General features: G+C 58.1%; 25 protein-coding genes. 18 read left to right on the top strand and 7 right to left on the bottom strand.

All coding sequences use genetic code 11. The features are described 5' to 3' along the window. Positions 1-20: 20 nt before the first annotated feature. The 3 genes from MGLY_RS15140 to MGLY_RS15130 all read left to right on the top strand — a co-directional run bounded on the left by MGLY_RS15140 (position 21) and on the right by MGLY_RS15130 (position 2,221). Positions 21-449 carry an NfeD family protein gene (locus tag MGLY_RS15140; RefSeq protein WP_170291119.1) on the top strand — a complete coding sequence of 143 codons (429 nt, stop codon included), beginning with the start codon at positions 21-23 and terminating at the stop codon, positions 447-449. Positions 450-571: 122 nt separating this feature from the next. Then, complete coding sequence (locus MGLY_RS15135; RefSeq protein ID WP_246187355.1) at positions 572-1,582, top strand: SPFH domain-containing protein; 1,011 nt, start codon at positions 572-574, stop codon at positions 1,580-1,582. Positions 1,583-1,828: 246 nt separating this feature from the next. After that, complete coding sequence (locus MGLY_RS15130) at positions 1,829-2,221, top strand: DUF302 domain-containing protein (protein WP_156275197.1); 393 nt, start codon at positions 1,829-1,831, stop codon at positions 2,219-2,221. Between the two features lie 11 nt (positions 2,222-2,232). On the opposite strand, the gene MGLY_RS15125 is transcribed toward MGLY_RS15130, so the two are convergent. Beyond that, complete coding sequence (locus MGLY_RS15125; protein ID WP_246187354.1) at positions 2,233-2,478, bottom strand: DUF3006 domain-containing protein; 246 nt, start codon at positions 2,476-2,478, stop codon at positions 2,233-2,235. 49 nt (positions 2,479-2,527) lie between these two features. Beyond that, complete coding sequence (locus tag MGLY_RS15120) at positions 2,528-3,583, bottom strand: ComEC/Rec2 family competence protein (protein ID WP_156275195.1); 1,056 nt, start codon at positions 3,581-3,583, stop codon at positions 2,528-2,530. Between the two features lie 221 nt (positions 3,584-3,804). Between MGLY_RS15120 and MGLY_RS15115 the strand changes: the two genes are divergently transcribed. The 12 genes from MGLY_RS15115 (at position 3,805) to hemL (ending at position 17,413) form a co-directional block, all read left to right on the top strand. Next, positions 3,805-6,318 (top strand): O-antigen ligase family protein, encoded by a 2,514-nt coding sequence (locus MGLY_RS15115; protein ID WP_156275193.1) that lies wholly within the window; start codon positions 3,805-3,807, stop codon positions 6,316-6,318. Between the two features lie 82 nt (positions 6,319-6,400). Next, a complete protein-coding gene (locus MGLY_RS15110) occupies positions 6,401-7,369 on the top strand; it encodes a polyprenyl synthetase family protein (RefSeq protein ID WP_156275189.1) in 969 nt (322 codons plus the stop codon). Then, a complete protein-coding gene (locus MGLY_RS15105; protein ID WP_156275187.1) occupies positions 7,369-8,013 on the top strand; it encodes a precorrin-2 dehydrogenase/sirohydrochlorin ferrochelatase family protein in 645 nt (214 codons plus the stop codon). The genes MGLY_RS15110 and MGLY_RS15105 overlap by 1 nt, the downstream gene beginning before the upstream one ends. Further along, positions 7,989-9,314, top strand: a complete 1,326-nt coding sequence (hemA, locus tag MGLY_RS15100; protein ID WP_156275185.1) for a glutamyl-tRNA reductase — start codon at positions 7,989-7,991, stop codon at positions 9,312-9,314. Before MGLY_RS15105 ends, hemA begins: the two co-directional genes overlap by 25 nt. Next, on the top strand, positions 9,315-10,256 hold the full coding sequence (gene hemC / locus MGLY_RS15095; protein ID WP_156275183.1) for a hydroxymethylbilane synthase: 942 nt from the start codon (positions 9,315-9,317) through the stop codon (positions 10,254-10,256). Continuing rightward, entirely contained in the window at positions 10,243-11,778 is a 1,536-nt protein-coding gene (gene cobA / locus MGLY_RS15090; protein ID WP_170291244.1) for a uroporphyrinogen-III C-methyltransferase, read from the top strand. The genes hemC and cobA overlap by 14 nt, the downstream gene beginning before the upstream one ends. After that, entirely contained in the window at positions 11,775-12,950 is a 1,176-nt protein-coding gene (locus MGLY_RS15085) for a radical SAM/SPASM domain-containing protein (RefSeq protein ID WP_170291243.1), read from the top strand. Before cobA ends, MGLY_RS15085 begins: the two co-directional genes overlap by 4 nt. Positions 12,951-13,039: 89 nt before the next feature. Beyond that, positions 13,040-14,014, top strand: a complete 975-nt coding sequence (gene hemB / locus MGLY_RS15080) for a porphobilinogen synthase (RefSeq protein ID WP_156275179.1) — start codon at positions 13,040-13,042, stop codon at positions 14,012-14,014. Next, on the top strand, positions 14,014-15,015 hold the full coding sequence (nirJ2, locus tag MGLY_RS15075; RefSeq protein WP_156275177.1) for a putative heme d1 biosynthesis radical SAM protein NirJ2: 1,002 nt from the start codon (positions 14,014-14,016) through the stop codon (positions 15,013-15,015). Before hemB ends, nirJ2 begins: the two co-directional genes overlap by 1 nt. After that, the gene (ahbA, locus tag MGLY_RS15070; protein WP_156275175.1) at positions 15,008-15,466 is read left to right on the top strand and encodes a siroheme decarboxylase subunit alpha; all 459 of its coding nucleotides are present in this window, start codon (positions 15,008-15,010) and stop codon (positions 15,464-15,466) included. The genes nirJ2 and ahbA overlap by 8 nt, the downstream gene beginning before the upstream one ends. Positions 15,467-15,468: 2 nt before the next feature. Further along, positions 15,469-15,966 carry a siroheme decarboxylase subunit beta gene (gene ahbB, locus MGLY_RS15065; protein ID WP_156275173.1) on the top strand — a complete coding sequence of 166 codons (498 nt, stop codon included), beginning with the start codon at positions 15,469-15,471 and terminating at the stop codon, positions 15,964-15,966. Positions 15,967-16,114: 148 nt separating this feature from the next. Further along, the gene (gene hemL, locus MGLY_RS15060) at positions 16,115-17,413 is read left to right on the top strand and encodes a glutamate-1-semialdehyde 2,1-aminomutase (protein ID WP_156275171.1); all 1,299 of its coding nucleotides are present in this window, start codon (positions 16,115-16,117) and stop codon (positions 17,411-17,413) included. A 196-nt stretch (positions 17,414-17,609) separates the two neighbouring features. Here the strand turns inward: hemL and MGLY_RS15055 are convergent, their stop codons facing one another. The 5 genes from MGLY_RS15055 to MGLY_RS15035 form a co-directional block, all read right to left on the bottom strand. Further along, complete coding sequence (locus tag MGLY_RS15055) at positions 17,610-19,019, bottom strand: cbb3-type cytochrome c oxidase subunit I (RefSeq protein ID WP_246187508.1); 1,410 nt, start codon at positions 19,017-19,019, stop codon at positions 17,610-17,612. Positions 19,020-19,029: 10 nt separating this feature from the next. After that, positions 19,030-19,443 carry a c-type cytochrome gene (locus tag MGLY_RS15050; protein WP_156275168.1) on the bottom strand — a complete coding sequence of 138 codons (414 nt, stop codon included), beginning with the start codon at positions 19,441-19,443 and terminating at the stop codon, positions 19,030-19,032. 119 nt (positions 19,444-19,562) lie between these two features. Beyond that, entirely contained in the window at positions 19,563-21,551 is a 1,989-nt protein-coding gene (locus MGLY_RS15045) for a molybdopterin oxidoreductase family protein (RefSeq protein ID WP_156275167.1), read from the bottom strand. A 17-nt stretch (positions 21,552-21,568) separates the two neighbouring features. Further along, complete coding sequence (locus MGLY_RS15040) at positions 21,569-21,880, bottom strand: AzlD domain-containing protein (RefSeq protein WP_156275163.1); 312 nt, start codon at positions 21,878-21,880, stop codon at positions 21,569-21,571. Continuing rightward, positions 21,862-22,572, bottom strand: coding sequence for an AzlC family ABC transporter permease (locus tag MGLY_RS15035; RefSeq protein ID WP_156275160.1), 711 nt, complete (start codon positions 22,570-22,572; stop codon positions 21,862-21,864). Before MGLY_RS15035 ends, MGLY_RS15040 begins: the two co-directional genes overlap by 19 nt. Before the next feature lie 140 nt (positions 22,573-22,712). On the opposite strand from MGLY_RS15035, the gene MGLY_RS15030 reads away from it, so the two are divergent. The 3 genes from MGLY_RS15030 (at position 22,713) to MGLY_RS15020 (ending at position 25,345) form a co-directional block, all read left to right on the top strand. After that, complete coding sequence (locus MGLY_RS15030; RefSeq protein ID WP_156275158.1) at positions 22,713-23,006, top strand: hypothetical protein; 294 nt, start codon at positions 22,713-22,715, stop codon at positions 23,004-23,006. 15 nt (positions 23,007-23,021) lie between these two features. After that, positions 23,022-23,252 carry a hypothetical protein gene (locus tag MGLY_RS15025; RefSeq protein ID WP_156275156.1) on the top strand — a complete coding sequence of 77 codons (231 nt, stop codon included), beginning with the start codon at positions 23,022-23,024 and terminating at the stop codon, positions 23,250-23,252. 146 nt (positions 23,253-23,398) lie between these two features. Then, a complete protein-coding gene (locus MGLY_RS15020) occupies positions 23,399-25,345 on the top strand; it encodes a cell division FtsA domain-containing protein (protein ID WP_156275154.1) in 1,947 nt (648 codons plus the stop codon). The last annotated feature ends 51 nt before the right edge of the window (positions 25,346-25,396 follow it).

Below are 25,396 nucleotides of genomic sequence, written 5' to 3'. Positions count from 1 at the left end.
CTAATAAAGGAGGAGAACAGGTGGCCTGGCAAGTCTGGGTAGCCATAGCCATCGCCCTGATCGTAGCCGAAATATTTTCCTTAACCTTTTACCTGATCCTTTTTGCCATTGGCGCCTTCGGTGCGGCCCTGGTCCAGGCCCTGGGGTTGTCTCTTAGTTACCAGGTGGGTATCTTTGTAGTTATATCAATTATCCTGGCCGTTTTTGTCCAGCCAATTCTTAAGCGTACTTTTGTTTTAAACCACCAGGGGCGTCTTTCCAACGCTGAAGCCTTGGTGGGGCAAAGGGGTTATGTGACCGGGGAGGTCACTGTTGACCGGGTACTGGTCAAGGTCAACGGGGAAACATGGTCAGCAAGGAGTTTGGACGGCCAGACCCTTGCACCCGGTACGCCGGTCCAGGTGGTCCGGGTAGAAGGGGCCACACTTTTAGTAAAAAGAGTGCAATAAGTTACTGACCGTACAGTTGCAGGCCATTGTTTCTACGCAGACTCAAGAGTAGACGTTGCTACCTACTAAAAAGGAAGCCGGGCTCAATTCCAGGGTAAAACTATTTGCGAGGGGGTTATATTTTGCTAGGTGATATCTTTACTTTCCTGTTGCTGCTCATCCTGATTATCTTTGCTCTGTCCCTGGTAGCCAGGACCGTGAGGATAGTTCATCAATCTCAAGTCCTCATTGTTGAACGCCTGGGGAAATACTACAAGACCTGTGGATCCGGCTTGAACATTATCATCCCGTTTATAGATAATGTACGCCGTGTTGTCGATCTCAGAGTCCAGGTCCTGGATTCCGAGCCCCAGCCAGTTATCACTAAAGATAATGTCACCATGGAAATCGATACGGTAGTTTACTACCAGATAACTGACCCCATTAAAGCTACCTATGAGATTGCCGATCTGGTGCGGGCCATGCATTACCTGACCCTGACCACCCTGCGCGATATTATCGGCAATATGGAGCTGGACCAGACCCTGTCCTCGCGGGATGAGATTAACAACCGCCTGCGGTTGGTACTGGATGAGGCTACCGACAAGTGGGGTGTCCGGGTGGAACGCGTTGAGGTGAAAAACATCAACCCACCGGCTGACATCCGCCAGGCCATGGAAGCCCAAATGAGGGCTGAACGGGAGAAACGGGCCGCCATCCTCCAGGCTGAAGGTCAACGGGAAGCCGAGATCAAAAAAGCCGAAGGTGAAAAGCAGGCCCAGATCCTCCGGGCCGAGGCCGAGAAAGAAGCCCAGATCCTCCGGGCTGAAGCCCAGCGAGTAGCCAATATTAAAAAGGCTGAGGGTGAAGCCCAGGCTATTCAACTGGTGGCTGCCGCCGAAGCCAAACGGATAGAACTGGTTATGAAGGCCCTGAAAGAAGCCGACATGGATGAAAAGATGCTCACCATGAAGTCCATCGAAGCCCTTATGAAGCTGGCCGACAGCCATAATAAAGTTTTTATTCCCTACGAAACCGCCAGTATCCTGGGCTCCCTGGGGGCCATCAAGGAACTCCTGGCCCCGGGCCATGGCGGCGGTAAAGGTAGCGGTAAAGACTGTCCGCAAGGGCAAGAAGAATCCCTGGCCGGTTAAAGCCGGGTAACTTAAAATTAGCTTACTTTAAAAAGGTAAACTAAGGGTACATGGCAGGTACCCTTTTTTGTTGCCCTGAACGGGAAGGCTTATATCTACTGCTAAAGTCCGATTATTATTTGCTATGTATATTGACAGCGAATTGTTATGTTAGTATTATAGTAACAAATACAAACGAAAAGCACTAAAAAACCAACAATGAAAGCCAGCCTTACTACAGGCCAATAGGTGAAGGAGGCATATGGCATGGATTATCAAGACATCAGCTACACCGTGACAACTGATAAAGATTTTGTTGCCGCCGTGGCTGCCGTAGAAGAAGCTACAGCAATCCAGGGTATGAAGGTCCAACACATCCATGACGTCCAGGCCACCCTGAAAAGCAAGGGCTACGATTCTGAACCACTGAAAATCATTGAAATCTGCAATGCCCGCTACGCCCATGAAGTCCTGGCTAAAAACGTCCTGATCAGCTTGATGATGCCCTGTAAAATTAACGTCTACACCAAGGAAGGTAAGACCTACATCAGCGCCCTCAGGCCCACCATGCTGGCCAAATTTTATCCCGAAGCCGGCCTGGAAGAAATAGCCTCACAGGTGGACGCTAAAATCAGGGCCATTGTGGATGCAGCCCGGTAAGCATTAAGCCTCTACCCCTCAAACACATCGTCCGCCAGGGAGCGGACTTCTTTTTTGCGCCGGGCAGTGGCTTCTGGATCCAGGACGACGGCGAGTTTAATCACGTCACCCTCTTTGGCGGCCCGGGGCAGGAGGGAGCGGGGCAGGGTAAAGGTGTGGCGGCCGTATTCAATTACGGCCATGTCTTCTTCAAAACGATCAATGACCAGCAATTCCCGGCGGGGCATTATTCTACTCCTTTCACTTTTACTTTGCATCAGGTCGCTATAGAATAGCAGGAATGCTACCGGCCTGGCCGGTACAATGCTATTGGATAGTCACCTTCTGGCCGTCGGAAAGGGCCGTTATGGTACCATCACGGTCGGTGCGGTAGATTTTAACCCCGGCTTTTTGCAGGCGCTGCAGGGTCTGGGCATGGGGATGGCTGTAATCATTCCCTTTACCTACGGAGATAACAGCATACCAGGGAGCCACAGCTTTGAGAAAAGCAGTGCTGGTAGAATAACGGGAGCCGTGGTGGGCTACTTTGAGTACATCAGCCTTGAGAGGCTTGCCACCGGCCAGCATTTCCTCCTCGACGGTAGTACCGGCGTCGCCGGTAAAGAGAAAGGCCGTTTGCCCGTAGGTCAGATGCAGGACGGCACTATAATCGTTTAGATCTTCATAGGTCTTTCTTGCCGGGCTGACAAAAAGAGCCTGGATGCTGCCTTCCAGGGGCAGGGCAACGCCGGCTTTGGCCTCCGTGGCCTTGAGGCCTTTATTTTTTATAGCCAGCAAGAGATCCCGGTAAGAGTCGGTATTATGGGTCACCCGGGGTAGGTAAACCTTGCCCACCGGGAAACTATTTATTACCAGGTCCAGGCCGCCGATATGGTCCTCATGGGGGTGGGTGCCAATGACAAAGTCCAGTATCTCAACACCATACTGCTTCAATTTTTGAACCACATCCGGCCCGGCATCACTGGTGCCACCGTCGATTAAAATGTTCTTGCCATCGGGCATCTGCACCAGGATGGCATCACCCTGGCCGACATCCAGGTAATGAACGCGTAGCTTGCCGCTCGCAGCCGGTTGGTTTGAGGCGCCCGGAGGCTTTTCTTGCGATGTTGAGGTGTCAGGTGCTGTTCCTGGTGGAGGGGAAGCTGTTTGCGCTACCGGCGGCCGCGCCTGGTTGGCCGGAGAAGGGGGCTGTTCTCCGGTAAGATTACCCCAGGCAGTAGCCAAGGAGAGGATAAAAGCGAGGATAGCATAGAAGGCCTGGCGTTTGGCCTTTTTTCCGGCCCGGCGCAAAGCAAGCCACCCGGCACTAACCGCGAGGAGGACGGCAGTTAAAAAGGCCAGGATGCTGATGGTTGCTACCATATATGATCACTCGCTGTTCGAAAAGTCTTCCAGGTTTACCATTCCTTCTTTAGCATAACACCTTAAGAACTTATCGTCAAAAAGATCTCGCCAAAGCTAGCGGTAAGGGGTTACAATATGCTGGCATATCGTTTGCCTCTGGCTATCTTTTTATTTTAGCAGGAAAAGGATAGGGAAGCGGCGAATGAATAGGGAGGACATGACGTGAAAGGGGTCTGGCCATGGCACGGAGCAAAAGAAAGACCGGGGAAGCATATAAAGAAGCACATAGAAAAGGTAAAGTAATCCCCTTAACAAGTGCCATCAAAGGCGGGAAAAATCAAACGGTAAATAACGCTAAAGATAACCCTGATACTAATACCCGAGTAACCCCCTGGCGCCGCGTCAGGGAAAAAAACAGCAGCGGGGAGCCCTTCTGGCCGGCCGGGGGCAACCAGACTTTATTTCTACTGGCCTTTGCCGGCCTGTTGTTGCTCCTCTTTTACCCGCCTTTTTTTCGCGGCCTCTTTTTCCCGGTAGAGCAGCGCTGGACCTTGCTGTTTGCCGCCGCCCTGTTTTTCCTTACTTACCTGTGGAAGTTGTCCCGCCGGGAAGTAGCCTTCCTTAACCGGCCCCTGGATTTGGCGACCGCGGCCCTGGTAGTAGTTTATATCCTGGCCGCCATCAAGCCGGCCAGCCGCAGCCTGGCCGTAGCTGAAGTGGCTAAGGTCCTCCTTTACTTTTTAACCTTCTGGCTGACTTCCCGCCTGGGCGGCCAGCGCCGTACCCTCTACCTGCTCCATGCCCTTTACCTGGCCGCAGCTGGAACCGCCCTGGCGGCTTTGCTTAGTGCTACGGAGCTTGTTTACATTAAAGATGGTTTCGTGGGCGGGCGTTTCTACTCCACTTTACAGTACCCCAATGCCCTGGCCAGTTACACCGGTGCCGGCAGTATCATCGGTTTTTACCTCTGGGCCCGGGCCGGCAGCCGCCAGCGGTATTTATACGCCGCGGCCAACTACCTGTTATTAATGGTTTTCCTGGGGACAGGCTCCCGGGGCGCTTACCTCGTTTTCCCCCTGGTTATCTTCTTCTACTGGCTGCTGGCGCCCGGGGGTTACCGCCTGAATACCCTGGCCCACCTGGTGACCAGCAGCGCCGCCGCCCTGGCAGGCAATGCCCGGTTTATTCCCCTGGCTGTAGCCAAAGCCTACGGCCCGGCCTGGAGCTGGTTTGCCCTGGGCCTGCTGGTAGCCCTTGCCGGCCAGCTAATTATCCAGGGAGCCGGCTGGAGCCTGCGGACCCCCAGGGCGCGCATGGCAGCCGGGGTGGCCGTCCTGGTCATCCTGGTGGGAGCCGGTGTCTTCTTTGCCCAGCACCAGCTAGCCGTAACCCCGGTAGGAGGGGACAGGCAACCGGCCGGTATCCTGGCCCGCCTCCTGCCGCCCCAGGTTATGGCCCGCCTCCAGGACATCAACCTGGAGACCAAGAGCAGCCGGGAACGGCTGATCTGGACGGGGGATGCGCTGAAGATGGTCCGGGAACGCCCCGTCTTTGGCTTCGGCGGTGGTGGCTGGGAAGCAGCCTACCGCCAGTACCAGAGTTACTTTTACAATTCCACCCAAGTGCACAATGATTACGCCCAGGTAGCCGTAGAAACCGGGCTGGTGGGCATCGCTGTACTGGGAATTGTATGGCTGTTTTTCCTGCTGACTGCCCTGGGTAACTACCGTTCTTCCCGCGGCCCAGAACGCCTCCAGGCCCTGGCTATAGGTATGGCTGCCTTGAACCTCGGCCTCCATGCCGCCATTGATTTCGACCTGGCCCTGGGAGCTGTCTCCATGATGCTCTGGGCCTGCTTCGGCCTGGCCAGGAGTATAGAAGGCCAGCGCCTGGGACCGGAGCCGACCCTGGCCGCGGCAGTATTTAAAAATAAGCAGGTGGCCTACGTTACAGGAGCAGCCCTGGCAACCCTGGTCATCGTCCTTTTTAGCGTTTCTTACCTGGCCGGGGTGGCCAGCGCCCGCCAGGCGGCTGCTGCCCTGCAGCGCAACAACCTCCGGGCTACGGCCTCTTACCTGGAAGAGGCCAGCCGTTATGACCCCTTTACGGCTTCCTATAACAGTGACCTGGCCGGTATTTACCTGAAGGAAGGGAAAACTAAGGAAGCCCTGGCCCTGGCCCTGGCTGCCAGCAATAAAGAGCCCTACAATCTGGCTGTCTTAAGCCGCCTGGCCGAAGCCTACTGGCAAGATGGTGCGGTCGAGCAAGCCCTGGCGATCATGGAACGTGCCCGGCAGGTTGCTCCCTGGGTGGGCGCCAGCTGGGAGAATTTAGGGCAGGCTTATACTGCTGCCGGCATTAACTATCTACGGGCCGGCCAGCAGGACAAGGCGCGGCAGGTGTTCCAGCAGGCAGCAGCCCTGCCAGCAGCTGTGAAGGAAAAAGTGGATAGTCTGGGAGAATTTAAAGACCTGCACCAGCCCGGCGGGGTGACCCTGAGCCCGGCCATCCAGCTCCGGGCAGCCATTGGCCAGTATTTCCTGGGGCAGGAAAGAGAAGCGGCAGCCAATCTTAACGCCGCAGCTAAAGATGCTCAAATAAAGTCTGAAGTCCAGCTCTGGCAGGCAATACTCGCTTATCACCAGGGAGATACCGACCGGGCCAATCAGCTCCTGGCCCAGGTGGAGAAGGCCGATGCCGGCCTGGCCAAACAATACGACCAGTTGAAAAACCTGCCGGTTCTTGCTAAATAGGAAGATGCCCACCTGAGAGGTAAGTAGCTGGTATTGGGGAAAAATACTCGGCAAGGACAGTTACAGGTGGTATAATGTAATTATGAAAGAGTTACCCCTCTGGCAGGAGGTACAAGCCGATTTACAAGCAGTAGAGGCTGAATTATTGCGCCAGGTGGATGCTCCTGACCCGGTCTTAAGCCAGGCGGCCCGGCACCTGGTCCAGGCGGGGGGAAAAAGACTGCGCCCGGCCTTTGCCATCCTGGCAGCCAAATGCTGCGGCGCCCCCCTGGAACGGGTCCTGCCCCTGGCCGTGGCCCTGGAAATGATTCATATGGCCACCCTGGTCCATGACGACGTCATCGATGCCTCCCCGGTCCGGCGGGGGCGGCCGACGGTGTGGGCCCGCTGGGGCCAGGAGCTTTCTTTGCATACAGGGGATTACCTTTTTGCCCGCTCCCTGCTCCTGGTGGCCACCTATGACGATCCCCGTATCCCTTCGATCCTGGCTTCCACCAGCGTCAAAATGGTCCAGGGGGAACTGCACCAGCTGGCCGGCGCCTTTGACCTGGAGGTTACCTTGCGTGACTACCTGAAACGTATCTACCGCAAGACGGCCTTACTTATTGCCGCCAGCTGCCAGCTGGGGGCCATAGTTGCCGGGGCCGGGGAGGATTTTATCCGCCACCTGTACCATTATGGTCGCAACCTGGGGATGGCCTTCCAGATCACCGATGATGTCCTGGATATGGTGGCCGACCCGGAACGCCTGGGTAAGCCCATAGGTAGCGACCTGCGCCAGGGGGTTATTACCCTGCCGGCCATCTATGCTTTACGCTGCTCTCCCAAAAAGCAAAAGCTAATTTTCCTGCTGGCCAAAAGGGATAAAACAGCTACGGAAATTCTGGAAGTTATTGACCTCATTAAAGATAGTGGCGGCATCGATTATGCCCTGGGGCTGGCCGAGCGTTACCTGGCCCGGGCCAGGCAGCAGGCCATTTTCCTGCCGGAAGGACAGGCGCGGGATACTTTAATGGGCCTGACGTACTATGTGAGGACGCGTGGTCTATAATGGGCTTTTATTCTATGGTAGTAGAGCTAACGGACCGTCCCTGCCTGGTAGTCGGCGGCGGGCAGGTCGGTGAGCGCAAGGTTTTAAATTTGCTGGAAGCAGGCGCCAGGGTTACCCTGGTAAGCCCGGAGGTTACGCGCGTCCTGGCGGACCTGGCCCTGGCCAGGCAACTGGTATGGTGGCGGCGTGAATACCAGCCCGGCGATATCACGGGGATGGCCCTGGTTTTTGCCGTCACCGCTGACGCCGGCCTTAATGCCCGCGTGGCTGCCGACTGCCACCAGGCCGGCATCTGGGTCAATGTCGCCGATGCGCCGGAAAAGTGTACCTTTATGGTTCCCTCTGTCGTCCGGCGCGGGGACTTGCAAATAGCCATCTCTACCGCCGGGAAAAGCCCGGCCCTGGCCCGCCAGTTACGCAAACAGCTGGAGGCTGAAATTGGACCGGAATACGGCCCCTGGGTGGACTTTTTAGGAGAACTTCGTCCTTTGCTTAAAAAGGTCTGGCCCCATGACCAGAAACGCCGGGAAGAATTACTGCGGCGGCTGGCCGGGGATGAGATATTATTTCGCCTGGTAGCCCGGGGCAAAGAAGATTTAGCAAAGGAGCGGGTGAAGCAGTGTTTGTCGTTGCCGTCGGTTTAAATCATCGCACGGCGCCGGTAGAAATCCGGGAGCAACTGGCTTTTGCCCGCCACGGTTTGCCGGCGGCCCTGGAACAGCTACGGGCCGTGGCCGGCGTTGAGGGTTGCGTGATTTTAAGTACCTGTAACCGGACGGAAATATATGTGGCCTGCCAGCAGGAGGAAACCGGGATCAGGGCAGGCAAGAACTTCCTCAGCCAGTCCTGCCGGATGGACCTTAAAAACCTGGAAGGCTATCTTTACACCTTGAATACGCGCCATACTGTCCGCCACCTGTTCCGGGTGGCTGCCGGCCTGGATTCCATGATTCTCGGCGAAGACCAGGTTTTAGCCCAGGTGGCCGAAGCTTACGAGATAGCCCGGGAAACAGGAACAACTAATAACATCCTCAACACCCTGTGGCAGCAGGCCATTACCGTTGGCAAGAGGGTAAGGACGGAAACGCGCATCGACCGCAACACGGTATCAATCAGCTACGCTGCCGTAGAACTGGCCCGCCAGGTTTTTCATGGTAACCTCCAGGGGCGGACCGTTTTGGTAATCGGTGCCGGTAAAATGAGTACCCTGGCTGCCCGTTACCTGAAAGATAAAGGCGTGACCACGGTCCTGGTTTCCAATCGTTCATATGATCGGGCCGTAGATCTGGCCTCTAAAATTGGCGGCCAAGCCGTGCGCCTGGACGCCATGGAGGATTACCTGTCCCGGGCCGATATCGTTATCAGCTGTACGGCGGCCAGCCACTATATTCTCCACCGGGAACAGGTGGCCCGGGCCCGGGCGCGGGCGGCGCGGCCGGACAGCCCCCTGATGCTCATTGACATTGCCGTGCCCCGGGATATTGAGCCATCTGCCGGCGACCTGCCGGGGGTGAAACTGTATGATATCGACGACCTGCAACAGGTGGTCCTGGCCAACCTGGAGGAACGGCAGCATGCCGCCCGGCAGGCGGAAGGTATCATTACGGCTGAAGTCGATGCCTTTTTCCGCTGGCTGGGATCTCTGTACGTGGTCCCAACTATTATTGCTTTAAAGGAAAAAGCGGAAGCCATTAAAAAGGCTGAATTAGAGCGGGCCTGTCACCGGCTGGGAGAACTGACACCAAGGCAGCAAAAAATAATCAGTTCCCTGGCCAGTTCCATTGTCAACCAGCTCCTCCACGACGCTGTCGTGAACTTAAAAAAGGCCGCCCTGACACCGCGGGGACATTTGTATGCCGAAGCCCTGCATGAACTTTTTAACCTGCCGGGGGAAGGGGCCAGGCCCCGCAAAGAAGCGGCGGCAGTGGAAGGAGGAGGGCAATAAATGCTGGAAGTAAAGGTGGGCTCCAGGGAAAGTGAACTGGCCCGCTGGCAGGCCCGTTGGGTTATCGAGGCCCTGGAAAAAGCCTGGCCGGATCTGACCTGTCGCCTGGTTACCTTTAAAACTAAGGGCGATAAGATCCTCGATGTGGCCCTGGCGCGGATTGGCGATAAGGGCCTTTTTACCAAGGAACTGGAACTGGCCCTCCTGGACGGGGTTATCGATATGGCCGTCCACAGCATGAAAGATATGCCGACCAGCTTGCCAGAGAGCCTGATTATCGGTGCCATGGGGCCGCGGGAAGACCCGGCTGATGTCCTCATCTCCCCGGCGGGCTATACCCTGGCATCTCTACCAGTCAAGGCCCGGGTGGGGACAAGCAGCCTGAGGCGCAAGGCCCAGCTGGCCCATGCCCGCCCCGACCTGGAACTGGTGGACCTGCGGGGCAATGTCCCCACCCGCCTGGCGAAAATGGAGCGGGAAGGACTGGAGGCCATCGTCCTGGCTGCCGCCGGGGTGAAAAGGTTAAACCATGGCCGCCTCCTGGGGGAACCCATACCCTATCACCTTTGCCTGCCGGCTGTAGGGCAGGGGGCCATCGGCGTTGAGATCCGGGCCGGGGATGAACAAATCGCGCAGCTGGTGGCCGCCATCAACCACCCGCCCACGGTTGCGGCAGTGCGGGCGGAAAGGGCTTACTTACGTGCCCTGGAAGGAGGCTGCCAGGTTCCCATAGGTGCCCTGGCTACCGTGGAAGGGGAAGCCCTGGTCCTGCAGGGTATGGTGGCCAGCCTGGACGGCAGGCAGGTATTAAGGGATTACGTTTCCGGGAGCACGGCCAACCCGGAAGCCGCCGGTCAGGAACTGGCCCGGAAATTACTGGCCCGGGGCGCGGGGGCCATTTTACAGGAGGTAAGACTGAAGGGTGGCAATTTCCACAGGTAAAGTATATCTGGTCGGTGCCGGCCCCGGTGACGCCGGATTATTAACTATCAAGGGGCAGGAATGCCTGGCCCGGGCTGATGTGGTGGTCTATGACCGCCTGATCAACCCGAGCCTCCTGGATTATGCACCACAGGGGGCCGCAAAAATTTATGTCGGCAAAGCCCCCTACCGCCATGCCCTGCGCCAGGAAGAAATCAATGAACTCCTGGTAGAGCTCGCCCGGCAGGGAAAGCAGGTGGTGCGCTTAAAAGGCGGTGACCCCTTTGTCTTTGGCCGCGGCGGGGAAGAAGCCCTGGCCCTCAAGGCCGCCGGGATACCCTTTGAAGTGGTGCCCGGGGTCACGGCGGCCATCGCCGTACCGGCCTACGCCGGCATCCCGGTGACCCACCGCGGCCTGGCTTCAACGGTGGCCTTCATTACCGGTAATGAAGACCCGGGTAAAGAAAGCAGCGCCATCAACTGGGAGGCCCTGGCCGGGGCCGTCGATACCCTGGTTTTCCTGATGGGCATGGCCAACCTGGCCCCCATTGTCAGCCGGTTGCTGGCCTGTGGCCGTACCCCCGCTACCCCGGTGGCCCTCATCCGCTGGGGCACCAGGGCCGAGCAGGAAACCCTGGTCGGTACCCTGGCCGATATTGAGGCCAAAGCCCAGGAAGCCGGCTTCAGCAACCCGGCTATTATCGTTGTCGGCCAGGTAGTTTCTTTGCGTTCTGCCCTGGCCTGGCTGGAAGGCAAACCCCTTTTCGGCCGGCGGGTGGTAATCACCCGCCCCCGGGCCCAGGCGGAAGCAATGGCCCGGCGGCTGGCCGACCTGGGGGCGGAAGTGCTGGCCTTCCCGGCCATTGAAATCCAGCCACCGGCCGACTGGGGCCACCTGGATGCCGCCCTGGCTAAGATTAAAGATTTCGAGTGGTTGATCTTTACCAGTGCCAACGGTGTCCGTTATCTCTGCCGGCGTTTACAGGAAAGGCAGCTCGACATCCGCACCCTGGCCGGGATAAAAATTGCCGCCATCGGCCCGGCGACGGCTAGGGCCCTGCAGGAGCGGGGTTTGAACCCCGACTGGCAGCCGGGGGAATATGTGGCCGAAGCCGTAGCTGCCGGTCTGGGACCTTTACTTCAGGGCCGGCGCGTGCTCCTGCCGCGGGCTGATATTGCCCGGCCCTTCCTGGCGGAAGACCTCCGCCGCCAGGGAGCAGAAGTGACGGAGGTAGCCGTCTACCGTACCGTTAAAAGGGAAAGCGAAGTGAGCGCCTTGCGGGAACTGCTGGCTGCCGGTAAAGTAACGGCCGTTACCTTTACCAGTTCTTCGACGGTCAAGTCTTTCCTTGATCTCCTGGGGGACGAGACTCTTACCCTCATGCAGGGCGTCGATGTTTTTTGCCTCGGGCCTATTACGGCAGCCACGGCCAGGGAAGCCGGGCTGGCGGTAACGGCTACGGCAGGAGAATATACAGAAGCAGGCCTGATCCGGGCCATGCTGGACTATTATGCCGGCCGGAAGGCAGGTGAGGAGAACTGATCAGCCTGACTAAACTGCTTTTTAATGATAGATATTTCGGGGATACGTTGCGCTACAGCCAGGCTGCCTTTGGTGCGGCAGCGGGAGCGCGCCGGGACAGCGGGCCGGTGGTAGTCTGGAATTGTACCCGGGCCTGCAACCTGAAGTGCCGCCATTGCTATGCCGGGGCCGGGCCGGGTGCAGGTAACGAAGAGATGGATACCCGGGCCGCCCGGGATTTCCTGGAGCAACTGGTGGCCTTTCGCGTGCCGGTCCTCCTCCTGTCCGGGGGTGAACCCCTGGTGCGGCCGGATATCTTTGACCTGATGGCCACTGCTGTAGGGAAAGGCCTGCGGGTCACCCTGTCTACTAACGGTACCCTTATTGACCGCAGTACAGCCCGGGAATTGAAAAAACTCGGCGTCAGCTATGTGGGGATCAGCCTGGACGGCGTGGAGGAGAGGCATGATGCCTTCCGGGGGCAAAAAGGAGCCTTTGCGGCGGCCCTGGAAGGCATCCGTAACTGCCTGGCTGCCGACCAGCGGGTGGGTTTACGTTTTACCATCAGCCGCGCCAATGTTGACCAGCTGGAGGAGATTTTTTACCTCATCCGGGAAGAGAACATTCCCCGGGCCTGTTTCTATCACCTGGTTTACAGCGGCCGGGGCAGCGAGCTTGCCGGGGAAGACCTGAGCCATGAAGAAAGCCGCGCCGCCATGGATTTGCTTATCGAAGCAACCAGGCGCCTGAAGGAACAGGGCCGGGAAGTGGAAATCTTAACCGTCGATAACCATGCCGACGGCATTTACCTTTATTTGCAACTGCGCCGCCAGGACCCGGAGCGGGCGGCAGCCGTGCGGGAGTTATTGCGCCTGAACGGGGGTAACCGCAGCGGGATCGCCATCGGCGCCGTCGACTGGGCCGGTAACGTCCACCCTGACCAGTTTACCATGCACCACACCCTGGGTAATGTCCGGGAACGGCCCTTTGGTGAAATCTGGACCGATTTGAGCCATCCCCTCCTGCAAGGCCTGCGGGATCGCAAGCCCCTGCTCAAAGGCCGCTGCTCAACTTGCGCCTGGCTGGACCTCTGTAACGGCAACTGCCGCGCCCGGGCGGAAAGCCTGACCGGCGACTTCTGGGAGTCCGACCCCGCCTGCTATTTAACGGCAGCGGAGATTGCAGCCAGGTAAAAATGCCCCCGTTTGGCTATGTCCCTCACCGCTCACGGCCATGCCCCGGGATATAGCCATAATCAACATATTTGCCGAGGTGATTTTTCATGTCCGGTTTTCCCGTGCGCCGGCCGCGACGCCTGCGGCAGAATGAAACCTTGCGGGCCATGATCCGGGAAACGGAAATTAACGTCCGCGACCTCATTTATCCCTTTTTTGTCATCCACGGCCAGGGAATAAAAAACCCGGTACCTTCCATGCCGGGCGTATACCAGCTCTCCATCGACAACCTGGTTAAAGAAGCCGCGGCCGTAGTGGCTGCCGGCATCCCGGCTGTCCTCCTCTTTGGCATCCCGGCAGTAAAAGATGAGGTGGGCTCCGGGGCCTATGACCCCCGGGGCATTGTCCAGGAAGCCGTGCGGGCCTTAAAGCGCGCTTACCCGGGACTCCTGGTCATTACCGACGTCTGCCTGTGCGAGTATACCAGCCACGGCCACTGCGGCCTGGTGGATGGCGGCCAGGTTTTAAACGACCCCACCCTGGAGCTTATCGCCAAAACAGCCCTCTCCCATGTGGAGGCCGGGGCCGATATCGTAGCCCCCTCGGATATGATGGACGGCCGGGTAGGGGCCATCCGCCGCCTCCTGGATAAAGAAGGCTTCACCCACACACCTATCCTGGCTTACGCGGCCAAGTTCGCTTCGGCTTTCTACGGTCCCTTCCGGGAAGCCGCCGGTTCGGCACCCCGGTTTGGCGACCGCCGCAGCTACCAGATGGACCCGGCCAACAGCAACGAGGCCCTGCGGGAAGTGGAACTGGACCTCCAGGAAGGCGCCGATATGATCATGGTTAAACCGGCCCTCCCTTACCTGGATATCATCCGCCGGGTTAAAGACACCTTCAACGCCCCCCTGGTAGCCTACCAGGTCAGCGGCGAGTATGCCATGCTCAAAGCCGCCGCTGCCAATGGCTGGCTGGATGAGGAAAGAACCGTGCTGGAAAGCCTGACGGCCATCAAGAGGGCCGGGGCCGATCTCATTATTACCTATTATGCCCTGGATGTAGCAAGGTGGCTTAAATAATGCTCTTATCATGGAATACGACCAACCAGTGCAACCTTTACTGCGACCACTGTTACCGGGACGCCGGCGCTAAAGTGGAGGATGAATTGAGTACGGCGGAAGCAAAGAATTTAATCGATGAGGCCGTTAAAGCCGGTTTCCGGATTATGATCTTCAGCGGCGGCGAACCCCTGTTAAGGTCCGACTTGCCGGATTTGATAGCTTATGCCGCATCGCGCGGTTTAAGGCCGGTCCTGGGGAGCAACGGCACCTTGCTCACCCCGGACCTGGCCCGGGAATTGAAAAAGGCCGGAGCGCGGGCCATAGGTATTTCCCTGGATAGCTGTGCTCCCGCCCGCCATGACCGCCTGCGACAAAAGGCAGGGGCCTGGCAGGAAGCCTTGTCTGGTATGGCGGCCTGCCGGGAGGCCGGTTTGCCCTTCCAGGTGCATACCACCGTCTTTGACTGGAACCAGGACGAACTGGAAAAACTCACCGATCTCGCGGTGGATCTTGGTGCGGCGGCCCACCATTTCTTTTTCCTGGTGCCCACCGGCCGAGCGGCGAGCATGGAAGCGGAATCCTTACGGGCCGAGGCATATGAGGCAACTTTAAGGCGCATCTTACAAAAGCAGCAGCAGGTAGATATTGAATTAAAACCGACCTGCGCGCCCCAGTTCATGCGCATTGCCCGCCAAATGGGAATGCTTGTACGTTACAGCCGCGGCTGCCTGGCCGGCATTGCCTACTGTATTATCAGTCCCCGGGGGGATGTCCAGCCCTGTGCCTACCTGAACCTGCCCGTGGGCAATGTCCGGGAAACGCCCTTTAGCCGTATCTGGCAGGAAAGTGAGGTCTTCCACCGCCTGCGTACGGAACACTACGGCGGTGGCTGCGGCCACTGCGGCTACAAAAAGATTTGCGGCGGTTGCCGCGCCCGGGCCTGGTATTACCACGGCGACTATATGGCTGAAGAGCCCTGGTGCCTCTACCAGGGCCGGAAGGGGATGAAGGTTGGATAGCCTTGACCGCCGTTTATTAAATATGATCCAGGAAGGTTTCCCCCTGACGGAGGAACCCTACGCCGAACTGGGCCGGCGCCTGGGCCTGGCGGAAAAGGAAGTCCTGGAACGCCTGGCTAAATTAAAAGAAGAGGGGATCATTCGCCGCATCGGCGCTGTCTTTGACCTGCGGCGGCTGGGTTATACCAGTACCCTCTGTGCTATGAAGGTCCCTGAAGGACGCCTAGCGGAAGTAGCGGCAGTGGTTAATGCCTTTCCAGGAGTTACCCACAATTACCTGCGGGAAGATGCTTATAACATGTGGTTTACCCTTATCGGCCCCTGCCGCCGCCACCTGGAAAAGGTTATGGCCAGCATCGAAGCCAGGACCGGCCTGCCAGTACTGGAACTCCCGGCGGAAAGCTCCTACAAGATTCGAGTAAACTTTAACCTGGAAGAAGGGAGCCCGTAAAATTGCCACGCCCTTTAACCGACCTGGAAAAGGAACTGGTGCGCCTGCTCCAGGGCGACATCCCCCTGGTTTCCCGTCCTTTTTTACCGGTGGCCCAAAAGCTGGGCCTCAGCGAAGCGGAAGTCCTGGAGCACATCCGCCGCCTCCAGGCCGAGGGCATTATCCGCCGCTTCGGTGCCGCCCTGCGCCACCGGGAAGCCGGTATAACTGCCAACGCCATGGTAGTCTGGCAGCTGCCGCCGGGAGAATTAAAACGGGCAGGGGAAAAACTGGCCACCTTCCCGGAAGTAACCCACTGTTACCAGCGCCAGCAGCGGCCCGAATGGCCCTATAACCTGTATGCCGTCATTCACTGCCGCACCAGGGAGGCCTGTGCAAAACTGGCGGCCCGCCTGGCCGCCAGCATCGGCCATAATAATTACCGCCTCATTTTCAGTACGGCCGAGCTAAAAAAAGAGAGCATGAAGTATTTTACCCTGGAAGATCCCGAATGCCAGTAAAGGAACATACAAGCTTTCCCATAATACTTAACTTGATGGCCTGCCGCCCGGAAAACTTTCAACCAGGAACTGGCGTAGCCAGTTCCTACAGGAATTCCGACTTCTGACTTCTTGCATCTGACTTCTATTTTTGAGGAGGAAGTAGCCGGTGATCGAAGCCTGGCCCAAATCAGCTGCCGCCTATGCTGAGGCTGTTAAACTCATGCCCGGGGGGGTCAACAGCCCCGTCCGGGCCTTTAAAGCCGTAGGCCTGACGCCGCCCTTTATCCAGCGTGGTGAAGGAGCCTACCTCTATGACATAGACGGCCACCGGTATATCGACTATGTCGCTTCCTGGGGGCCTTTAATCCTGGGGCACCGCCACCCGGAGGTTATAGCCGCCCTGGAAAACACCTTACATACCATGGGGACCAGCTTTGGCGCTCCTACCGAACTGGAAAATGAACTGGCGCGGGAAATCATCGCCGCCGTACCTTCCATCGAGATGGTGCGCCTGGTCAATTCGGGAACGGAGGCGACCATGAGCGCCATCCGCCTGGCCCGTGGTTATACCGGCCGGGAGAAAGTCGTTAAATTTGCCGGTTGTTACCACGGCCATGCCGATTACTTTTTAATCCAGGCCGGCTCCGGGGCCCTCACCTTCGGCGTCCCCGACAGCCCCGGCGTCCCGGCTGCCACGGCCGCCAACACCATCATTGCCCCGTACAACGATCTGGATACCGTCGAGGCTATCTTTAAACAGGCCGGCGAAGAGATTGCCGCCGTGATTGTCGAACCTGTGGCCGGCAATATGGGCTGCGTCCCGCCGCAACCAGGGTTCCTGGAGGGCCTGCGGGCCATAACGAAACACTATGGAACTCTCTTGATTTTTGATGAAGTCATGACCGGTTTCCGGGTAGCCTACGGCGGTGCCCAGGGCCGCTTTGGCGTCCGGCCGGACCTTACCTGCCTGGGTAAAATCATCGGCGGCGGCCTGCCGGTAGGAGCCTACGGTGGCCGGCGGGAGATTATGGCCAGGGTGGCTCCGGGGGGGCCGGTGTACCAGGCCGGAACCCTGTCCGGCAACCCCCTGGCCGTCAGCGCCGGCCTGGCAACTTTAAAGGTCCTCAAGGAGCCCGGTGTCTATGAACGCCTGGAAAGCCTCTCAGCCCGCCTGGAAAAGGGCCTCAAGGAAGCTGCCGGGGAGGCCGGTGTACCCGTTACCTTTAACCGGGTGGGAGCCATGTTCACCGCCTTCTTTACCCCCCGCCCGGTGACCGATTACACTACGGCCACGGCCAGCGACACCAAAGCCTTTGCCGCCTACTTCCAGGCGATGTTGCGCCGGGGTATATACCTGGCGCCGTCCCAGTTTGAAGCTGCCTTCATGTCCCTGGCCCACACGGAAGCCGATATTGACCGGACCGTCGATGCTGCCCGGGAGGCCTTCCGGGAGATCGTCGCCTGAAAAAACAACCGGGGAAAAGTAGCAAGCCTTTAACCTCCTCCCGGGTGTCCCTGGGGACATCCCTCGAAAAAATTTTTGGTATCCATGTATAAGATTGGCCAGAAAGGTTATAATAGGAATACACACTCACTTCTTCAAAGACCTCCTTGAGCCGGCAGGGCCTTGAGCAACGACGTTCAAGGCCCTGCCGGTTTTTTCAAGGTTCTCCGGCCGGCTGCAATAAAGCCAGCCAGGGTTTAAGTATCAGGGAAACCATCTCCCAGGCCAGTAAAAAACCACCGGCGGCAAAGATGGCACCCCCACCGGCCCTGAGTAAAAGGTAAGGCGTTAGCAAGAGATGAACCTGAGTGAAATCCATACCCAGCCCCCGCCAGAGGTAGGTTTGGAGAAAACCGGCGATTACCAGGCAGGCAGCCATCAGGGCCAGGCCTGTATTGAGCAGGACAAGGCTTAATTTGATACGCTTACTATGGGTAGGGCTTAGTTCGCGCCGGCGGGTCAGGATATAATAGCTGCTGGCCAGTACCAGGAAGCCAAAAAAGCCAAAAAGGGCCATGTGGGCATGGGCCGAGGTGAAGTAAGTACCATGGGCATAGCGGTTAAAGGGCGGGATGGCCAGGAGGAAACCCAAAAGTCCGGCTCCAACGACATTCCAGAATACGCTGGCATAAAAGAAATAAAGGGCCAGGTTAGGGGTGAAGTTACGGGGACGGTTAGCCATACCCTGCCAGGCCGTCAGGGCCAGGATTACTATGGGCACTACCTGCAGGCCGCTGGCAACACCACCAATTAATTTCCAGAAATCCGGGGTACCGATCCAGTAGTAATGGTGACCGGTGGCTATAAAACCGGAAGTAAGGACCAGCCCTGCTTCCCAGAGGAGCAGGCGCTTTACTTTTTGCCTGCCGGCAACTTTGAGGGCAGCCAGGAGGGCAGCACCTATAGTCGTGGCTATCAATTCCAGGCTGCCTTCTTCCCACAGATGCACTACCAGAAAGCGAAAAACGTCATCGACGGTAGGGTGGCCGACAAAGAAGATAGTCGGCAGGTAGAGCAAAGGAGAAAGGAGGGCACCACTCAAAATAACTACTACCTCCGGCTGCACCAGGACCCGGTTCTTGATGGCCGTAGCCAGCAGGTTGAAGGCAAAGGCCAGCAAGCCATTTAAAAGGGCAATTTTTAAAAAGAAAGGTGCCTCCAGGTATTCCCGCCCGTCGGTCTTACCAAAGGCCAGGAACCCCAGGATGGCCAGGCCGGTACCCACGAGATACCAGAAGCCCCAGCCGGCCAGCCTGATACTGTAAAGCTCCCGGCCCGTTGCCTCCACCAAAAAGTAATAAGCCCCGCCCATGGCGCCCAGCAGGGGCCAGAAAATGCTTAAATTGAGGTGCATGGCCCGTCCGCTGGCAAAGGTAAGGGGGGCCGGTAAATCGGGAAAAACCAGGTGCAAGGACCCGGCGGTAGCCAGGATACCCTGGAAGCCCAAAAAAAGAAAAGTGGCCAGGGCATAGGGGTAAGCCGCCTTCTGGGAAGGGCTGTCTTGCCTGGGTTCTTTTTCCTGGCGTCGGCGAGGAAAAAATATTCTATATATCCTTTTAAGAAGCACCAGCAAAGCTTCACTCCCCTTTGGCAGGATTAGTGCGGGTAAAGGGAGGGGGTGGCCAGCCACGGGTGTCAATTTTACTAACCTGCTCCAGGTAGTCCAGTAACCTTTCTGCTTCCTCCCGGGCCAGGGCCGGGTGACGCTGCCGCCTGGCCGGGCGCATAACCGGCGGCCGGGTTAGGAAGGTTACTAATTCTTCGCGGCTGCTGTTAGCAGTAATCCTGGTCAGGTCAACGCCGGCATAGCCCCCGTTACCAAGGAGGGTATGACATTCAACGCAACCATTCTTCTGCCATATTTTCTTTCCGGCAATGGCTCCCTGCGGCCAGGGTTCTTCCAGGGCAGGGCGGATGGAGAAAAAAATGGCTCCCGTAAAAAACGCCAGGGATACCATTATGGCTGCCAGGTAAAGCCAGGTTGCCCGCATAAAACTCAAAGCCTCCCCAGACTATTATTCCCTGCGGGCAATCAAAATTGCCGGGCAGTGGATATAATAAAAAAGCCCGGCTGGTCAAAGCCGGACCTTGTTTTAACTGGGGTTGATGATTATAACGGCCGGATAGCGACCCGGTGGTCATAAAAGGTACTGCCCCCACCCAGGTCGGTTAAATCGTCGCCAATGACGCTGTTAATGTTGCGGCCGCCGGGGGAATGCCGGCACCACCAGACCCCGGGGGCCACAGCAATCCCCGGGGGAACATCGCTGCTGGCCCGCACCTTAAGGAGACAGGAGCCGCGCTGGTTGTAAACTTCAGCCAGGGCGCCCTCCACCAGGCCTTTTTTACGGCAGTCATCCGGGTTGACGAGAACCTGAGGGCCGCCTTCCCGTTCCCGCAGGGAAGGTAACTGCCCGAAATTGGAGTTGAGGGCAAAATGGGCCGGGGCCGTGAGGAGGTAAAAAGGATAAAGGCCGGCCAGCTCAGTATCGCCCGGCGGCTCGTAACCGGGGAGTTTAGCCCCGGCGGCCATAAGTTCGATTTTCCCTGAAGGGGTGGCAAATCCCCGGGCCGGTTTTAATTTAACAGTCCTGCCGGCAGCCAGGGCTTCGCGGTCTACCGTGTCCAGGTGCATCTCGCGGATTAAAAGCTCGACCATTTCCGCCTCGGACTGCCGGAAAATATCTTCGCTAAAGCCCAGGGTTTGGGCCAGGAGGCAAAAGGTCTGCCAGTTGCTCTTCGCCTGCCCCGGGGGTGGTAGTATGGCCGGGCTGCGCTGGAGGTAATAGTGGCCGTAACTGCGGTATAGATCTTCCTGCTCTATAGAAAAGGCGGCCGGCAGGATAATGTCGGCGTAGAGGGCCGTATCCGTCAGGAAGCGCTCGTGGACCACTGTAAAGAGATCCTCCCGCCTTAAGCCAGCCAGGACGCGGTTCTGGTCGGGAGCCACTGTGGCCGGATTGCCGTGGTAGACGTAAAGGCCCATCACTGGTGGCTCCAGCGCCTCAGTTAAAGCCCGGCCCAGCTGGACCATATTTATCGCCCGCACCGGCCGCTGCCGCAGGTCGGGCCGGGTCAGGACATCCAGCTTGACAGCGCTGCCGGTCCCGGAACTCTGCAGGGCACCACCCCCTGGCTTGCCGTAGGCTCCCACCAGGGCCGGCAGGGAGGCAATGACCCGGACGGCCATCCCGCCCTGGCGGTGGCGGGAAAAGCCGTAGCCGATGCGGATAAAAGGCGCCCTGGCCCGGCCGTAGGCCCGGGCCAGGTTAATTATCGTTGCGGCCGGTACGCCGGTAAGGGCGGCCACCCTTGCCGGAGAATAACCGGGCAGGACTTTCGTACGAAGTTCCTCATAGCCGGCGACGTGGGCGGCGATAAAGCCACTATCGACCAGTCCTTCCGCTACCAGCACGTGCATGACGCCCAGGGCCAGGGCGGCATCGCTGCCGGGCCGGACCAGGATGACCTCATCGGCCAGGGCAGCCGTCCGGGTACGGTAGGCATCGATAACAATTAACCTGGCGCCCTTCTGGCGGGCCTGCTGGACCAGGGAGAGGAAATGGATACTGGTAGAGGCCGGGTTCATGCCCCAGATGATTACCAGGTCCGCATCGACAACTGTCTCCGGGTCGGTACCCCAGGTCCGGCCTAAAACCTGCTGCCAGCCGGCCTCGGCTGCCGGTGAGCAGATGGTCCGCCGGAGCTCGGAAGCTCCCAGGCGGTGGAAAAAAGCATGGCCGGCATTGCGCTGGAGCAACCCCATGACGCCGGCATAGGAATAAGGGAGAATGGCTTCCGCGCCATAGATAGCTATTATTTCCTGCCAGCGCCTGGCGATGGTTTCCAGGGCTTCCGTCCAGGAAATGGGCGTAAAAAGGCCGCTACCTTTGGGGCCGCTGCGCTTTAAGGGCGTCAGAATCCGTTCCGGGGAGTGAATAAGCTCCGGGTAACGGCGCATTTTGGTGCAGGTAAAACCCCTCGTGTAAGGGTGCTCCGGGTCGCCGCTGACTTTAGTTACCCGGCCGGCGTTTACTTCAATGAGCAAGCCGCAGGCATCGGGGCAGTCGAGGGGACAAACGGAACGATAGGTGGCCATAGTTAAAACCTTCCTTATCAGTGCTGGAACAGGATCATAGCTATCATACCGGTTAAAATGGTCAGGGCCATGCTGCGGGTCTTCAGGGCTACTATCCCTGTAGGGATGGCTGCCAGCAGGAAGGGGTTAGCGGTCAAAGCCAGCTTGCCACCTGGCAGCAGCAGTCCCGGCGCCAGCAGGGCGGCCAGGACGGCCGCTGGAACATAACTTAGCCAGCGTAAAAAAACCTCCGGTAACCCCATGCGACTCAGGACTACCAGGGGGAGCATCCGGGGCAAGTAGGTTACCAGGGCGGTACCGAGGATAATAATTAAAATTTGCCTGTCCATGCTTCCAGGATCACTCCCAGGGTGGCGGCTATCACCGTTGCCAGGATGATGTTCCAGCTGCCGGGCCAGAGGAGGGCAATAACTACCGAAAATAGAGCCGCCAGGGCAGCAACCACCAGGGTCTGCTTATCCTTTAACTGCATGACCAGCAGGATGATGAACATGGCCGGCAGGGCAAAGTTAAAACCGAAACGGGCCGGGTCCCCCATCAAATTACCCGCCAGCCCGCCCAGCAGCGAGGCCAGCACCCAGGAAAAATGGGCCGTCAGGTTAAGACCGAAATGATAGGGAAGATGGGCCTCGTGGTCGCTGTAGTGGTTGATGGCCACGGCAAAGGTCTCGTCGGTAATTTCCGCTGCCAGCAGGGCCAGGGCGGCCGGCCGGAAACGCCGTAAATGGGGTACCAGGGAGGCGCTGAAGAGCAGGTGGCGCAGGTTGACCAGGAAGACGGTGAAAATAATGGCGGCCGCTGCCACGCCGCTGCCAAACATGCTAACGGCAATAAACTGGCCGGAGCCGGCATAGAGCAGCACCGACATGAGTACTGTCTCCCAGAGGTTAAAGCCCGCCTCCCGGGCCAGGACACCGTAGGCAAAGCCGAGGGGTAAATAGCCGAGGACGATGGGCAGAGCCGCCCGGACGCCTTGCCACACCTTCACATCGCGACGCATAACTTCATTCTGAGGTTGCATCGATAAATCTCCTCTCCCCAAAATGATTTTATAACACTTGTCCCGCCAGCGCAATCAGAAAAGCCAGCCACCAGTAACATCCTGGTAACAGATGGCATAGGTTATTACAGAAAAATCCTCATTATGAAAGGAGTAATATCATGAACGGGTCCCATCATAAAACCAAAAGAGCCCTGGAAATCGACCTGGAAGAGATCAGGCTCCTGGCCGAAGCCGCGGCGGCGACGCCCTCCTTTGGCGTCCGGCATACCCTGTTAAACCACATCCTGGGCGAAGCAGAAGAAGCCATGTTCTGGAACCACCACCTGGCCCATCTAACGGCCTACGAACCGCCCTATCAACCACCCTATCCACCACCTTATAAACCACCGCGGCCGCCTTATTACGATGACCCTGTCCCTTACAGTGAAAAAACCGAGGAAGAAAAGAAATAGAAAGGAGAAAAAACTATGCACTGGCTGGATAAACTGCGCCAGGTCCTGCGCCTTGATGAGGAAGAGCTGACCCTCTGGCCGGAAATAGCCGCCACAGCCCCGGAGGGAGTCAAGCAAATAATTAACAGTATGCTGGAGCGGGAAAAGAAAGAAATGGAGGATATAAAGAAGATCCTGCATATGTACGGCGGGGCGCCAGGTTATCCTGACCCCTACAGCGGCTTTGCCGAGGGAGAAAAGAAATAGGGTAGTGGCCCGGGTTGAAACACCCGGGTAAATTTTTGCTGCTTCCTGCCGTGGCTAATTTACAAAGCTGGAAAGGGCCGGCTTTTACCAGAGGGAAGCAGGATTTTACCTGGACAGGGCGAATTTTTTAGGCGGGAGGTGCTGCAATGGCTGAAGGCCCGGTTTTTGCCCTGGATGTGGGGACCCGCAAAGTCGCCGGCCTGGTGCTGGCCCCCGGGACAAAGGGCTACCACATCCGGGCGGCAGCAATAGTCGAACATGAGCAGCGCGCCATGCTGGACGGCCAGATTCATGATATTCCCCAGGTTGCCCTGGCCATCCAGGCGGTAAAAGAACAGCTGGAAAAAAAGCTACATATACCCTTAAAAGAAGCAGCGGTAGCCGCTGCCGGCCGGGCTTTAAAAACCCAGCGGGCCACCGCCGAGGAAGAAATATCGCCGGCTACGGAAATCAGAGGCCAGGATGTGCTGGCCCTGGAAGCGGCAGCCGTCCAGGAAGCCGAAAAACGCCTCCTGGTGGCGAGCGAAAACCAGCCGGCCTACCACTGTGTTGGTTACAGTGTGGTAGGCTACAGCCTCGATGGTCATCCCATCGGCAACCTGGTTGGCCAGCGGGGCCGGCGCATGGCTACGGAAGTTATAGCCACCTTTTTGCCCCGGGTGGTGGTCGATTCCCTGGTGGCCTCCCTGCAGAGGGCAGGGCTCACCATGGCCTCCCTTACCCTGGAGCCCATTGCTGCCAGTGCCGTGGCCGTACCGGCAGCCATGCGGGGGTTAAACCTGGCCCTGGTAGATATCGGCGCCGGTACTTCCGACATAGCCATTACCGGCCAGGGGACCATTACCGGCTATGCCATGGTGCCTTCAGCCGGGGATGAAATTACCGAAGCTCTGGCAGGGTCACTCCTTTTGGACTTTCATACAGCCGAAGCAGTAAAGCGCCAGTTATTAAAAAATGCCAGTGTAACCTTTACCGATATCGTCGGGCAAAAACGTACCCTGCCGGCAGCCGGGATTATCGAGGCCATTAAACCGGCGGTAACTGAACTGGCCCGGCAGATTGCCGCCCAGATTATCTTGCTCAACGGCCGCGCCCCCCAGGCCGTCCTGCTGGTAGGGGGCGGTAGCCTGACCCCGGGACTCCCTGAAGCCCTGGCCGGCCAGTTGGAAATACCGCCGGAAAGGGTGGCCGTGCGCAGCCGGGAAGTTTTAAATGGCATCAGCGGGGCTAAAAATTTGCAGGGACCCCAGGCCATTACCCCTGTTGGAATCGCCATTATGGCCTTAAAGCAGGAAGGCCTGGGCCTGGCCCGGGTAATTGTCAACGGCCGGCCGGTGCATTTCCTGGCCGGGCAGCAGGTGACCGTCACCCAGGCCCTGCTGGCGGCCGGTATCCCGGCGCGCCTGCTTTACGGCCGGCCGGGTAAGGGCCTGGGGGTGGAAGTCAACGGCCGCCTGACCTTTCTCCGCGGCCAGCCCGGGCAGCCGGGAACCATCCTGGTGAATAATTCCCCCGCTACCCTGGATAGCACCGTCAGGCCCGGCGATGAAATCCAGGTGATTCCGGGCCGGGATGGCGCCGATGCCCGGGGTACAATAAAAGACCTGGTGCCGGAACTTGCTCCTAAAACAATTACCTTTAACGGCCGCCAAGTTACCCTGGAACCCCTGATTATCATGAATGATAACCAGGTGGATTACCATACCCCGGTAAAAGATCAGGCCCGCATCACCTATGAACCCCTGGATACGGTAGCCCGGGTCCTGGCCAGGCTGGGGGAGCCCCTGGAAGGCCCTATTCTTTTAAACGGCCAGCCGGTCCGGCCCGAAGCTTCCATTAAAGATGGCGACAACCTGGTTACAGGGGTAGTGGCTGCCGGCCGGGCCATAACTATCATCCTGAATGGCCGCCCGGCCACCCTCAAAGTCCAGGCAGCCGATGTTTTATTTACCGATGTTTTTAACTACCTGGATTTCCCGTCAACACCGCCACCGGGCCGGAAAAGGCTGGTTATGGAAGTTAACGGCCGTCCGGCCGAATTTACTACCCCCCTGGCCGAAGGAGATCAGGTTACTTTACGCTGGGACCCTTGACAGGTAGCCGGCGGGCTGCTATAATTAATCTTGCTCCTGGAGGGAGCAGTT

This window comes from Moorella glycerini (genome assembly GCF_009735625.1).
GTDB lineage: Bacteria > Bacillota > DSM-521 > Neomoorellales > Neomoorellaceae > Neomoorella > Neomoorella glycerini.
Note: the sequence above shows the minus strand (reverse complement) of the source record. Positions and strands in the feature narration are given on the sequence as shown.